At 41.5% G+C, this 15,062-nt stretch carries 13 protein-coding genes; 1 reads left to right on the top strand and 12 read right to left on the bottom strand.

Annotation, left to right across the window (positions count from 1 at the left end):
• Positions 1-215: 215 nt before the first annotated feature.
• From EO121_RS08000 to EO121_RS08055, 12 genes are all read right to left on the bottom strand, one after another.
• Positions 216-638, bottom strand: coding sequence for a hypothetical protein (locus tag EO121_RS08000; protein ID WP_009353899.1), 423 nt, complete (start codon positions 636-638; stop codon positions 216-218).
• A 33-nt stretch (positions 639-671) separates the two neighbouring features.
• A complete protein-coding gene (locus EO121_RS08005) occupies positions 672-1,457 on the bottom strand; it encodes a sulfite exporter TauE/SafE family protein (RefSeq protein WP_127167313.1) in 786 nt (261 codons plus the stop codon).
• A gap of 3 nt (positions 1,458-1,460) precedes the next feature.
• Entirely contained in the window at positions 1,461-2,411 is a 951-nt protein-coding gene (locus EO121_RS08010) for a hypothetical protein (protein ID WP_127167315.1), read from the bottom strand.
• Between the two features lie 9 nt (positions 2,412-2,420).
• Positions 2,421-3,602 (bottom strand): DNA polymerase IV, encoded by a 1,182-nt coding sequence (locus EO121_RS08015; RefSeq protein ID WP_127167317.1) that lies wholly within the window; start codon positions 3,600-3,602, stop codon positions 2,421-2,423.
• 1 nt (position 3,603) lies between these two features.
• Positions 3,604-3,954, bottom strand: a complete 351-nt coding sequence (locus EO121_RS08020) for a helix-turn-helix transcriptional regulator (protein WP_127167319.1) — start codon at positions 3,952-3,954, stop codon at positions 3,604-3,606.
• Positions 3,955-4,264: 310 nt separating this feature from the next.
• Positions 4,265-4,828 carry a redoxin domain-containing protein gene (locus tag EO121_RS08025; RefSeq protein WP_062401150.1) on the bottom strand — a complete coding sequence of 188 codons (564 nt, stop codon included), beginning with the start codon at positions 4,826-4,828 and terminating at the stop codon, positions 4,265-4,267.
• A 145-nt stretch (positions 4,829-4,973) separates the two neighbouring features.
• Positions 4,974-6,215, bottom strand: a complete 1,242-nt coding sequence (locus EO121_RS08030) for a serine dehydratase subunit alpha family protein (RefSeq protein WP_127167321.1) — start codon at positions 6,213-6,215, stop codon at positions 4,974-4,976.
• A gap of 146 nt (positions 6,216-6,361) precedes the next feature.
• A complete protein-coding gene (gene menC / locus EO121_RS08035; protein WP_127160485.1) occupies positions 6,362-7,501 on the bottom strand; it encodes an o-succinylbenzoate synthase in 1,140 nt (379 codons plus the stop codon).
• A gap of 212 nt (positions 7,502-7,713) precedes the next feature.
• Positions 7,714-8,553, bottom strand: a complete 840-nt coding sequence (gene menH, locus EO121_RS08040; RefSeq protein ID WP_240629419.1) for a 2-succinyl-6-hydroxy-2,4-cyclohexadiene-1-carboxylate synthase — start codon at positions 8,551-8,553, stop codon at positions 7,714-7,716.
• Between the two features lie 4 nt (positions 8,554-8,557).
• Entirely contained in the window at positions 8,558-10,351 is a 1,794-nt protein-coding gene (gene menD / locus EO121_RS08045; RefSeq protein ID WP_127167323.1) for a 2-succinyl-5-enolpyruvyl-6-hydroxy-3-cyclohexene-1-carboxylic-acid synthase, read from the bottom strand.
• 396 nt (positions 10,352-10,747) lie between these two features.
• A complete protein-coding gene (locus tag EO121_RS08050) occupies positions 10,748-11,890 on the bottom strand; it encodes an isochorismate synthase (RefSeq protein WP_127167325.1) in 1,143 nt (380 codons plus the stop codon).
• A 320-nt stretch (positions 11,891-12,210) separates the two neighbouring features.
• Positions 12,211-12,846 (bottom strand): hypothetical protein, encoded by a 636-nt coding sequence (locus EO121_RS08055; RefSeq protein ID WP_127167327.1) that lies wholly within the window; start codon positions 12,844-12,846, stop codon positions 12,211-12,213.
• A 434-nt stretch (positions 12,847-13,280) separates the two neighbouring features.
• Here EO121_RS08055 and EO121_RS08060 point away from each other — a divergent pair, with 434 nt between their 5' ends.
• Complete coding sequence (locus tag EO121_RS08060; protein WP_127167329.1) at positions 13,281-15,020, top strand: class I SAM-dependent methyltransferase; 1,740 nt, start codon at positions 13,281-13,283, stop codon at positions 15,018-15,020.
• The last annotated feature ends 42 nt before the right edge of the window (positions 15,021-15,062 follow it).

Genomic DNA, 15,062 nt, shown 5'->3' on the forward strand with positions numbered 1-15,062 from the left:
TAAAGATAATTTCTGTATAATTAACTGTAGACATATATGACTCATCCTTTCTTAATTGTGTGGTTACTTTTATGATACGGTTTGAGTTTGTATATGTCTATTTTATTGCAAAAAAAGAATGTTGGCGACTACTCTTATATGAGTAGCCCCAACATTTATTATAGAGCCTAAAAAGTTCCCATTACCTATAACGTAATGAGAACTTGTAGTATATATTATTCACTTTTTTTGATAAACCCTTGTGTAGCGCTATACAAACAAAACCACACAAAGAAACTAGCTCCTGTAATAATCAGATACATAGTATCCGTTAACTCCCCAGATCGATACATCGCCAAGGTATAAAAGAAAGCTGTCATCGTCATCAGAATATAGGACAATACATAGCGCATGCCACGCTCTACATCTTCATCGGTAAACATTTCCTTCTTAAAACGCATCCAGTAAATCCCACAAAGGGCTAAGCCACCTAGCATATTAGCAGCCAGTAAACTCATATCAGCCCGACCATTAAAGAACCAGCACAAGGCTAAATGATTAATAAACAACATCCATTTAATCATTGTGGTCAAACGGGCTGTAGTAATCGTCTGTTGTGGCTGTGGTTGGTGTTGTTTTCGTTTCTTTCCCTTTCCCATAGTATCCTCTCCAATGAATCTATTCTCTATTTTTTAGAATAATACGTGGGATGTGTAAATCAAACGCAAGGCTAAGATACCAACCCCAATAGATAACCCAATCAAAATTGTTTTTGCACGCAAGCGTTTTGCAATATAGGCTCCTAATTGACCACCTAGTAAGGCACCAATACCGCAAGGGATAGCCACTTCAAAATGGATATGCCCGCTCAAAAAGTGAGTTAGCGTACCAACAGATGTGGAGGTAGCTAAAATAAAATGGCTTGTAGCTGTTGCCATATGGGTAGGAAACCCCATCATATAAATTAATGCTGGTACATGGATTAATCCACCACCAATGCCAAACAAACTGGATAAGAAACCTACCACTACACTAACAAGGACACCTACCACTTTATTATAGGTCAACTCTTCTAATTGCAAGGACTCTTCTTTGCGTTCCCCTTTTCTCATATTTTTATAACCAATAAAGCCCGACATGATGAGCAAGAAGGAACCAAACCAGAATCGGAATCCGCTAGCATCAAAATATTCTGCCACATAGGCGCCAATGATGGACCCTGGGAAGGTAGCAATACTGAATAAAATCGCTGCACTGTAGAAAACTTTCTTCTGTTTCACATAGGCGATTGTACCAGAAATGGCATTACACGTTACCGTAAACAAAGATGTGCCTACTACCATGGCTGGCGTCCACTCAGGGAAGAAATACAAAAATACAGGCACAAAGATAATACCACCTCCAGCACCGATGATAGTGCCTAACGTCGCTACGGCAATCCCCAGCAATATAAATCCAATGATACTGATGATATCCATATCCTAGTCCTCCTTCGATAACTTAGCCAAACGATCTAACTTATGTTTCTTAAAGACCGCTTTCATGCCTCGCTTTTCTGCTTTTTTCTCCGCTTTTTTAGCTACCTTAGCTAGCACTTTTTCAGTCCACGCATCACCATGTTCTTCTGCATAGCGTTCCCATTTGGACAATTTTTTCGCCCACTTGTCTACAGAAGAGGCCTCTTTTTTATCTTTCGACTTGTCTTTGCGTTTTTCCTTCTTTTTCTTTTTTTCTTGTTTCACAATACAACATTTGTCTCGTTCTTCTGGTATTGGAGAATCTTCTGTGCAATGTTTACAACGTTTTTTATGTTTCTTTTTGGATGTTTCCATCTCGAAGGCATCATACAAATTAGACTCTGTACTAGTTTGTTTTGTTAAGTCTATCACGATCTCCCCTTGACTAGAATCCGTACGGTCCTCTTCTGCCAACGCCCAGTCATCATAGTCATACTCATGGATACGCTTTGTTTCACTAGCGCTGCTAAATAAATCCATAAACGAACTAGACACTGGCTTCAGTTCAACAGTTTCCACAACTTCTTCGACAGACTCTTCTCCCTGCCAACGGTCAGCCATCACAAAGTCCACCCCTAATGCAACCCCTACATCATAGCCTTCCACACCTTCATCCGCCACAGCTTCTACGATTGGTGTCTCTTCTATGGAAGATATCATATCATACAGATAGTGCTCTGTTACCATATGTTGGAGCCCACGTAGTTCTTCCCATTGTTTTCCCAATAGAGCCAACATATGAGCAAAGTTTTCTAAGTCTTCTACCACTTCCATAGCCATTTCAGGGGACTCCATATGGTGCGCCTCTAAATTCGCCACATATTGCTGTTGTATTTCTTTGCAATGACCATACGCTGTCTGCAAGCCTTGTAACAATGTTTCAATCTGTTCCTGGTCCAATATATATTGTTGCATACTATCCTCCTAGGACGATGTCGTATCATCCTTCCATTTTCGTTTCCACATAGCTCCTGTGGTAACAATATCTTCTCCAAATCGTTCTTCCAAAGTATCTAGCACTTGTGCTAACCGATCTGGTTCTGTTTCTTCACTCTGAAAGAGCGACTCTTGCTCCACCTCTTGGTGAAAGCCACTGACCGTAATCCCCAATAACCGGAACGGCCCCTGTACATTAAGTTTATTATATAATACACAGGCCGTCTCATACAATACATCTTCTCTATCCGTCTGATAGGATAATCGTTTTTGCCTTGTTTTGGTGGTAAAATCTGGTAACCGTACTTTGATGGCTATGGTGTGACCTTTGAGACCTTTCTGTCGCAATCGTTTCGCTACATGATGGGCAAAATATCGCCATTCGTTGTCGATTTCCTCTGGATCCACTAAGTCCCTTTCATAAGTCAATTCATTTCCTACGGATTGCAACTCACGATTCCACTCAATAGGACGATGATCAATGCCTTTAGACAGCAAATACACACGTTCACTTTGATGACCGCAATAGGGTTCTAACTCATGACACGAATCTAACTGCGCAATATCTTGAATCCGATGAAAGCCACCTCGTTGTAGCGCTTGTTCCATATGGGCTCCTACGCCCCACAATCTGCGTACCGGTAAATGTTTAATATGAGCTACTTCTTGCCCATGAGGAATAATATATAAACCATCTGGCTTTCGTAAATCCGACGCTAGTTTTGCTAAAAACTTATTCGGTCCAATTCCAACAGATGCAACCAACCCCGTTAGGTCCTTAATTTGTTCTTTCACAGCACGGCCCACCGCCATAGGAGACTCATAAAGTTTTCCTAGTCCTGAAATATCTAAAAAAGCCTCATCTAACGAAATGGGCTCTAAATAGGGACTAAACCGATGCAACACTTCATGAATTTGATCAGAAATTTCATGATATCGTTCCATCCGTGGCAATAGATAGATACCATCTGGGCATAATTTTCTAGCCCTCCCAATAGGCATAGCAGAACGCACCCCAAATTTCCGTGCTTCATAACTGCACGTAGCCACCACACCACGTGAAGAAAGGCCACCCACGATAACTGGATGACCTTGTAATTCTGGACGATCATGTTGTTCTACAGATGCAAAGAAAGCATCCATGTCTACATGCATAATCCAACGTTTCATATTATTCTACCACCGCTTGTGGAGCATCCTCAATACGGCAGTATTTGATTTGTGCGCAAATGCACTCATCTTTTGTTTTATATAATTCAGGCAAGAATTTAACAAATTCATCAAATGCTTCTTCATTAATGGAATAGCGTGTCCACAAACCACTACGTACAGAATTTACAATACCTGCATCAATTAAAATTTTCATGTGATAACTAAGAGTAGATTGAGATAACTCAAAACTAGCCAAAATATCACACGCACATAATTCATTACAAGACAACATGTCTACTATGTGCAATCTTGTTTCATCGCTAAGGGCTTTAAAAATCCCTGCCAATCGTTCGTATGTAACTTCTAACATTCTCATTCTCCTATATGCATTCTATTTGTAACCTTACCTCCTTATTATATACAAATTTCTAAACTAAATCTAATAATTTAAATGAATAAAGGATACTTTTTAGTAATACAACTATATAATTTGAGAAAGATAAAAACGACAAAGCAATGCTTTGTCGTTTTTATGGGAAGTAAAGGATCTAAGATGTGTTCTTAGGAAAGTTTACAAATATAGTCAACACACTCAATTAGTACATTATGTGTTATTGAAGATTCGAGAGAGGGAGAGGAGCCTTCAACCACAAAACTACTAAAGGAGCTGTTTATTTACTTTAGATTTTACCAACTAAACCAAGATCTGCTGGGTTCAACGTTTTTTCACCAGGAGTCCATTTCGCTGGGCACACTTCACCATGTTTTGCAACAAATTGGCAAGCTTGTACTTTACGTACTAACTCAGCAGCAGAACGACCTACACCCATGTCACAGATTTCTGCAGCGCGAACGATGCCTTCTGGGTCTACCACGAAAGAACCGCGATACGCTTGGCCAGACTCTTCAGAGAATGTCTCGAAGAAGTCAGCTAATTCATGTTTAATATCGGATACCATAGTGTATTCGATTTTATTGATTGTAGGAGATGCATCGGACCATGCTTTGTGGACAAACGCAGAGTCAACAGATACGGAGAATACTTCTACGCCCAAATTTTTCAATTCTGCGTATTGATCTTGTAAATCTGCCAATTCTGTTGGACATACAAATGTGAAGTCTGCTGGATAGAATACAAACACGCTCCATTTACCTTCGATAGTTTTATTGCTTACTTTAATAATTTCTGGTTTACGGAATGCATCTAATTCAAAAGCTGGTAGTTGTTTACCGATGATTGCCATGCTAAATCTCCTTTATTGTTACAACCTATACATAGCACATACTGAGTATGTAACTATGAAATCAATCTATGTATCTATCATACACTATACTTTTAGAAAAATCAATATAGAATTGTTCTCATTCTCTATACCAATAATGCATAGATTACTTTTCTAACATGGTTTCTAGGATAACAACATCGGTTTGCTTCATCCCTTCACGGGCGATGGTTGCTACCGTTTGCACCGTATGGTCAATGTCTTCTTTTACAATACCTTGGCCTGCTTTAAAGCTATTATCTGTCTTTGCTTGTGTATAGGCTAATAAGGAATTACCAAGGGACATACCAATTTTCATAGCACAAGATGCTTTTGCTCCATCGCAAACCACACCGGATGTGCCTGCTAATGCATTTGATAATGTTTCCCAAACTACTTCCTTGGATTCATTAAGCAAGAATGCTACACCAGCGGCTGTAGCAGAAGCAGCACTCACTACACCACAGTAAGCACTTAAACGACCAATATATTGTTTAATGTATAGAGCTAGCACATTGGCTAAGGCTAAGGAACGCAACGTATGGTCACGATCGATACCGTATTCTTTAGCATACATCATAATAGGCACAGATAGTGTAATCCCTTGGTTACCACTACCGCAGTTAATCATAACCGGCATAGAACAACCGTCCATGCGGGCATCAGATCCAGCCGCTGCATAGGCACGTGCTCTATCCGCAATGGAAGAAGAATTGGAAATAATCAACTTACCAATGTTGGAACCATAATTGTTTTTCATACCTTCTTCGGCAATCGCCATATTCAAATCTAATTGTGGTCCTAAAATGTCTTCCAATTCTTTCGCATCTACCGTACTAGCAAATTCATAGCAAGAGTCAAAGCACAATTCCATAGAATGTTTAGCCACTTCTTCTGCAGATAAGGCAATCAACACTTCTCCGTCTTTTTCTGCGTAAGAAATAGTGGTATGTGTATTTTGAACAATGACTTTAGACGTATGTTCACCAGCCACAGCAGTGACTTCGATGAATAAGTTTTCTACCCCTTCTGCTAGCTCAATATCACAGTAATCCGCTTCAAATAAACGGTCTGCTTCTACCACTTGTTCATGAGTAAGGTCTTCTAACACTTCTAATTCTTTCGCTGCTATCCCTACTAGGGTACCTAAAATAAGACTATAATAAATGCCCGTACGCCCTTCTGAATTAGGAATGGTCACACTTTTTGCATTTTTAATAATATTGCCACTCAAACGACCATGAATATGATCTGGTCGAACGCCCAATAGCTCTGCCGCTTTCGCCGCTGCAAAGGCCAAGGCAATTGGCTCTGTACAACCAAAGGCCGGTTTTACCTCACGTTTTAATAATTCTATGTACTCTGTCATACAAACCTCCTACTTACTTATGTTTAAAAACGATACGTTCCACCTCTACTTGAAATGCATCATATCTGTATATATCATATAGTTTCATACACTACTGGTATATTGTATCATACCACATTCACAACCTATACAAGTATATAAATCAGTTATAGGTGCCATAATTTTTTATCTATGCAATACGCCTCTAACGCCTCTATATCAACGTCTACACCCAATCCAGCACCATTAGGCACCTCCACAAACTGTGAAAGTCCCTTTGCACCACAGTCTTTCATTCTACTAACAATGGGTGGACTAGTCAAATCTCGCTCAAAATAGCGCAACGAATCTGACAAATCTCCCGGCATATAGGTATCTCCTAGAGCCGCTAGTTGTACATGTATCCATTTGGAAATACTGGATTCCACCATGGAGCCAATCCAGTACTGGATGCCATGGTCACGACAATACTGAATGGCCTTGGCCGTTTCTCGAAGACCACCTAAACGCCCTACTTTTACATTGAGTACATCTAACAAGCCATGCGTATGAGCATAGACCAAGTCGTCATATTCCAAAATCGATTCATCTAAACATATAGGAGTCGTAATCCCCCAATCATGCATTGACCTATATTGTTGATAGGTTTCTAAACTATCTATCTGAAAGGGCTCTTCTATACATGCTAAATCAAATTCATTAAATGCCCGTACCTTATCCATATCTTCATAGGTATAACTTTGATTTGCATCCACCGCTAACATAAGGTCTGGATAGGCTGAACGCACACGCTGTACTCGTTCATAACCATCCTTGGGGGATACTTTCAGTTTAATACGCTGACACCCTTGTGATACATAAACAGACACCGCATCCACCAAAGTATTCAAAGGAACCTCGCCAATGACAATGCCCGTAGGTACGGTCGGTAGTAAGGATTGCTGTAGCACGTATTCCACTGTATTGACACCTAAGCGATGGCATTGTAGATGGAGCAAGGCATTTTCCACAGATGCCACAGTCATAGGCATGCCTTCCAGCAGCCATTGTTGTGGCAATGTGGTTGTTGTTTCTTGCCCCAACAGGTTTGGTAAATACCTAGTACATAAGGTATCCCAACAAGATGCCACCGTTTCTTTTGTATAAAAAGGGTCTACAAAGGCCACACATTCCCCGTAACCTACACAGCCCGCTTCATCTTCCAAACGAACAATGAGAGTATCCCTAATGCCTACTTCGCCCTTTGCCGTTTTGAAAGTAAACTTCATCAGTAATTGCACATGGTACAGGGTGATATTTGTAATCATAGGACACCTCTCATTTCTATCATATCACTAGAATTATATATAACTAGTTGGTTTCATAACATAGTGGAGCCCATTGTATTAAGTGGTAGATATGTGGTCGATTGCTGTACTAGATATGTTATCGAGTGTTGTCCTGCCCCGTAGATAGAATCCCTGACACCATCTATTTCCATATCCGTACATCCTTCTAGCATATATGACCAACACATCCCCTAATACCTACCGGTATAAAAAAAGCATTCCAGTATCTGCTGATACGCCTCTGGTGCTTCTACATGTACATTATGCCCTACTTTAGGCACAATGCGATGGACATCGCCAAAATACTGCGCTCCAATGGCTGTATATTTCGTATCTAATTCTCCGCTAATATAACAGACGGGCATGGTCAATTCCGACAAACGATGGCCTACATAAGGCATACTCCCCTGTCCACTTCCTTCCAAGGTGAAAGCCAATGCATGGGGGCTATTGAGCAAGCGCCGCCCTCTAATCTGCTGTTCCACCTTTGTAGGCAAACCTTGTTGTGTCTTAAAAATCTCTAGCTTAGCCCAAGTCTCGCTAAACCACGTGATATCATGTGCTCGAATCCGTTCAGCCAGCGCTTGATCGGCTACATAGCGGTCTTGTCGTTCTACTCTATCTTCTATCCCTACAGAGCCACTTTCCAAAACTAGGTGCGTCACTTCCTCTGGATACTCTAATGCATATAATAAAGCCATCCTCGCCCCCATGGAATACCCCATGAGAGCATATCTTTCACCGGCTACGGCATAGATAACCGTATGCAAATCGATCAGCATCTGTGGTAATGTGTAAGGTCCTAATTCCATAGGTCGAGCCGACCTACCATGACCCATACTATCGATGCGTATCAGTCGATACCCGCTGACCTCGATGCCATCCCAAGTGGAGCCGGATTCGGAAAATCCATGGAAACAGACTAACGGTTTTCCCGTCCCCACTATAGTCACCCCATAGTGGTGCTCTCCTATGTGGATCTGCATACGTTGCATATCTAAGGTTCGTATATCTTGAATCATTGATCTCATATTATTACACCCGATAGACCTTGTGTAATTCACGACTACCTTCTTTAGACGTAGGCACTTCTATGAGATGTATCCCCTCTGCACCAATGTACTGTTGCATCGCCCGTTCTAACTCTGCATTGGTGGTAACCTTCACATAGTCTAGGGCATACATGGTCGCTAACCCACTGTAATCAATGCCTTGCGGTGTATTGAATAGATAATCGAAATCATCCGTCCCTTTTTGTGGCAAGTATTGGAAAATACCGCCTCCATCATTGTTATGCAAAATGATAGTCAAGTTCATCCCCTGCGTTTTTCCAATGGCTAGGCCATTCAAATCGTGAAAGAAACTTAAATCTCCTGTAACCATGACGGTAGGTTTCCCATTCGTGCTAAGCCCTAACGCCGTAGACACGGTCCCATCGATACCATTGGTGCCACGATTGCCGTACACCATGGCTTTAGAACGTCCAGCAGCCCAGAAATAATCCATATCACGAATAGACATACTATTCGCCACTAAAAGTTGGCCTTCATCGGGCATGATTTGTTGTAACATGTGAATGGTCCGACCTTCAAATAGAGTTGGTTCATGTTGTACCTTGTCCAACTGTTCACGACTGTCGGATTCGATACCTTGCCATACTCTGACATACTCTAGATCTGAAGTATGTGCTGTGTTAGATTCCTCTAATCTATGTCGATGATTGATATCTGTGATATCCCGCTCCAGTCCAAATTTATAAGAGCTAGCGTTTTCCACATCACTCTTATCTAATAATCCCTGCACTGTATCTCCTGTTCTACTAGCTAGACCCAATACAGCAAATAAGCCACTATAGATCTCCGCTAAAAATACATCGATATCAGCCATCACATGTATGGTAGTCGTCAAACTAGGGTTCACCACCTCTGCATTAGGGCTGACAGTAATATAATCAATATCCGTCAAGGTCCCCATCCATTGTTGAATCCGCTTCGACACAGGAATTTGCCCCAATTGGATGACCACATCAGGTCGCAACTCTTCCCATCGTTCATGATGAGCCAAGAAAGCATCGTAGGTGCTAATCACTCCCTCGTATTGGCGCAAATTAGACAAGGGATCCCCGATCACAACAGCGCCAATCCGATCGGCGAAGTCTACCACTGCTTTAGGGTTCGTCACAGTAGGACCACCCAAGATGAGCACTCGCTTTCCATTGAGTAACGATGCCAAGGATACTATCTCCTGATGTTTCACAAGTCGGAATGGTTTCGCACTACGACCTTGTTTAAAGTACTCTTCCTCACGATGGGGCACCAAGGGCTCAAACAAAGGTACATTGATGTGTACCGGTCCCAGTTTGCGGTCATTCGCTTTCAAATAGGCACGGCGTGCCAATTGACGAGGGTATGTGTAGTAATGACTTTCACTAGGCACAGACAATTCCTCATAATAGTTCACGGCGGTGCCAAAATATTTTTGTTGATCAATCGTCTGCGGTGCCCCCACTTGTTGCAAGGTGTACGGACGGTCGGCGGACAAAATAATCATAGGCACACCGCTGTGCTTCGCTTCCACCACAGCAGGTCCATAATGGGTCAACGCAGACCCCGATGTACACACTAATACGGCTAGTTCGCCTTGCGCTTTGGCAATGCCCAACGCCATAAACCCTGCAGACCGCTCATCAATATTCATATACGTGTGAAAACCTCCATGGCTTTGAAAGAGCATGGCTAATGTAGTGGACCGTGAACCAGGACTGAACACCGCATGGCGCACCCCTAATTGGTATAACTCATCCACCAAACTTGCTATATATTCATTCATATCGTATCTCCCATACCAATATGTGGTATTGTACTATATCTAATAGTAACTATCTACTATGTATTATACCATTGTTTAGGAGTTCTGTGCGTATTCTCCTATCATACATAGCTCACTACAATACATGCGACATCTCACTAATGACATTCATCTTTATCTATTATATCTTCCCCCATCATCTATAAAAATATTACTATAACACGAACCATTCCCCATAGAACCACTTCTACTACTAACATTAAAACATAGCAAAGGGTCACAAAAAATTGTACAAAAAAGGAATGCTGATTGCTCAACATTCCTTTTTAATTTCATATATCTATCCAATATATTTGTGCAGATTCATCATCCTACCTTATTGCACACCTAATTAAATCGATACGTAAATGTATCATCCTATAACGCATCCAATATAGTGCCCATTTTATTAATAGTTTCTTCGTACTCTTCATCGCTATTGGATTCGCTCACAATACCGCATCCTGCATAGGCATAGAGTCGGTTATCCATGATAAAGGCAGATCGAATGGCAACCACTAGAATGCCGTCCCCCATATCTTTCATAAATCCAAAGGGCGCTGCATACATGCCACGCTCATGGGCTTCATACTTCGCCAGTAAATCCATTGCCAACTCTCGCGGCTCGCCCCCTAGGGCTGGTGTAGGGTGCAATAATTGCCCCCATTCGATGAGGGATTTCGTGCTATCCTTAGCGGTGATAATGGTCCGCAAATGGTATAACCGTGAAAGCTCCATAATCCCTGTCTCTCCTACGGTCACATCCTCCGTCACTTGTCGCATCGTATGCACAATACGATCTCGCACGATATTGTGCTCCACTCGATTTTTATGGTCATTTAGAAATCGTTCTTTCGTCCACGCCTTAGGACCAAACTTTGGTGCTGTTCCTGCCAAAGCATAGCTTAGAATTTCATCCCCCCGATGACGCACGAGAATTTCAGGAGATGCTCCCACGAAGATACGTCCCTCTTTCTCATAACCAAAAATAAAGCAATTCGGGTTATTCTCCACCAAACGGTCCAATATGCTCACCACATCAAACTTTGTAGGGCTGCTAAACTCTACCTCACGAGAGGAAACCACCTTCGTCATGCGCCCTGCGTGAATATTCGTCAAAATAGCATCCATCAAGGTATCCCAATCTTGTTTATCATCACTAGTTTCTGTGAACGTATGGTCTACACGCTTAATCTTATGGCGCTGTATATCTATGCCCTCCCCTGCATGCAGGTAAAAGGACTCCCCATTTTCTACAATATAGTAATGGGTGAAAGCCACCATTTCATGGCCCATGTTATGCCATTTTTCGTCTTTCACAGTCGGAAAGAAGGTGCCCCCATAAAACACGTACGCATATTGTTCCCGATCACTGTCGTCTTGTACCACCGCCAATCGTTTGGCGCCTACCACTACACGATCACTTTGACGGTCCACCCAAAAGACCCGTTCCTCACCCTCGAAGTTTAGCCAAAACTCCAAAGGATTGTCTAATTGTAAAGGCTCCTTAGTATATTTCATATGACTCCTCATCATTCGCAATGTATCTACTGCTATCTATGCTCTATATAGCAAGTTATTCCACGTTGTTAGCTTAGGTCTGTATAAGCACATATCTAGCAATCTACATGTTACTATTCCTAACGCAACCTTTCTATAACCCCTATCCCGTATAGCTAGGAGGTACTAAAAAACTTGCTACATCATACTCAGTTATTACAATTATACCACATGCATAGCATAGTATAGGCTACATAATAGTCTGAGAGATTACTATTTGACTGTATTACAATTATACCACCCTTCAACAGCTGATAGAACTTCAAGATTAGTAAGACTCATTACACACTTTTCTTAACAGAACCTCGTACAAACAAAGGACCTTTTACTGGTGTAGTCAAAGATACCTCCGATTGCGGCGAAAACAAATAGTTCTCACGCATACGTTGAATACGGTCCACTTTGATGAAAGGTTTCTTGAAAAACTCCTCCGATGCATCGTTGATAATATTCAATTTCTCATTCACCTCAGACTCAGTGCCTTTGTTGGTATCAAAGGATAACGTATAGGTCTGCTCGGTGCGATGATCATAGTACTCTGCCTTCGGCACGCGTTTATCAAAGGTAATGGTAAAGTCATTATTTTCTTCTACCCACCAAAAGTACCATAGGAGATGACGCATTTGCAAATGATGACCAGTCACCACCTGTACATCCCCTTTGTCCTCAAAGGTCTTCTGTGGTGTATAGCTCACATAATCAGGTACAGTCCCGCCTCTATGAACATACCCTACAATCCAGCCAGGAGACGCTGTGATCGTTTCGACGCCTCGCATACTAAATATCATACCGACTACAAAGGCGATTATACATATAGCACCGGCCCACTTTTCCTTCTTCGTGAAAGTAAATAGTTCTCGCAAGCTCATGTTTCCTATCTCGTTCCATCCGTCTTTCCATTTGTTTTTCCAATTCATGTTCATACCTCTTTCTGTCATCAAACAAACACTATATAACAATTGGTACTTTCAGTATATCGAAGAGGAATGACAAAATATGTCATTGTGAAAGTTTTTTGTAACTGTTATATGTAGGGCTTCGAGATACAACAAATTTCATCGTCCGTAATACTAAAATATCTTCCCTTATGGTTCTTATCATCAGAATAAAAAATACATGCTAGGACACCTCACATGTATTTTTATTATTCTTTTACTCCCTCTACATCAAAAGATTTTAGCGGTATATACCTTTACAACCGTTCCTTCCTATCCTGTATATCCTACATCATCAACTAGTATATAAATTTCCCTATTTTTGATATACTTATAGGTATGTAACTATATGAAATAAACCACTCACTATAACCCATGAGTGCTATGATAACACCTCAGAGAATAAAGGAGTTTTTATGCGATACAACACACGAATGACTAAAGAGCAAGCCAAAGAAATCTACGCTGACTTAGGGTATCTTTCCCAGCCTTTCCCTTATGCGTCTGCTCCATTCCTTGAAAGTTACGCTCGTCTATTAGGCCTTTCACCAGCCCCTGCTAGCACAGCTCGCATTTTGGAAATCGGATCTTCCTACGGTGGTAATTTAATTTCTCAGGCCCTGTTCTATCCGAAGGCGACTTTCACAGGCATCGAAATTGCTCCGACACAGGTGAGCGTAGGCAGGACCTATATTGACCAATTGGGCATCACTAACCTTGACTTATTAGAAGGTGATGTGAATGAAAGTCACCAGCACCTCGGCACCTATGATTACATCATCGCCCATGGTTTCTATTCTTGGGTGGACGAGGAAACGAAAGACAATTTTCTTCGCCTCTGTAAAGAACACCTCGCAGGAAATGGTATCTTGTACATGTCCTATAACACCTACCCAGGTTGGCATAAAATGGATAGCGTGCGTGCCCTTTTAGAGTTTGCCAATAAAGATATCGACACCTTGAACCATCGTGAAAAAGTACGCCACGGTAAAACAGTGGCTAGTAAGCTAGGCGCTCTCATGCTTGAGTACGATACAGTAAAAAACCAACAAGCATCTTTTTTGCAGTCCTTGCGTCAAACATTGCAAAAACAAGATTGCTATGTTGGCCATGACCATTTAGAGCCAGTGAACACGCCGGTGTACTTTCACCAATGCATGGATCATATGGCAGAGCATGGATTTACCTACCTCTGCGATTGCGATTTGAATTTATCATTCCCCGATGTGTATGACGAAACATTGCGCACTAAATTAGAAGAGCTAGCCCCTCATGATCCATTGGCACGAGAACAGTACATCGATTTTATGCTGAACACAGCCTTCCGCAAATCCTTGTTTACCCACAAAGGTGCTATGCCAAAACGCATCACAGAAACATCTATCACAAATGCAGACTTCCACCGCAACTTGGAGCAATTCCTATTCACCCTTCGCATTCCATCGGAACATTTAGAGCCCATCTTTGAAGACTTGGCAAAACGTATGCCTATCTCTGTAACAGATGCTAATACCGCACATGTACATAGATTAGCTAGCAATACTAATACCGCTGATACATCTAATGATAACTCTGGCGATACCTCTAGTAATGCTGAACATACTGAATCTATAGCTAAAGACTTGGTAGATTTATTCCAACAAGAGGGCCCGCACTTCTACCTGAAACACAACACATTAGTGACCTATACAGGAGAACATGCAATCCCTGACATGTGCTTGCCATTGTTCTATCAATTTTTGGTAGAACACATCATCCAAGGCGGTATCAGCCTGTCCATGTTGGAAACAGAGCATCCTTTCAAACATCATATTTTTGAAGAGAAGAAAAGCTACATCCCTGAGCGCTATATTCCATTTGTAGAGATTATGCCACAAGAAGGTGTGAACGCCTACATCTACCCTGGCAATCGCTACAATGACCCTATTTCCGATTTTAATGAGGAAGATTTAGAGTTTATGAAGCTCCTCAGCAATCCTACTACAAAACACGATGTGATGTGCAAAATCTACGAGGCTATGACAGAAGAAAGCATTAGCCCTCTGGCCTTACAACAATCCAACAAATACACCATGATTCTTGCTTTCTACGAAGAAATGATTCGACGTATGGAATACTTCGGATTTTTAGAAGTGGACGAAATACAATTTAGCTAATTTACGACAAAGCAAGGTCTACTATATGGTTCTATCTTGCTA

Source organism: Veillonella sp. CHU732, assembly GCF_003992085.1.
Classification (GTDB): domain Bacteria; phylum Bacillota; class Negativicutes; order Veillonellales; family Veillonellaceae; genus F0422.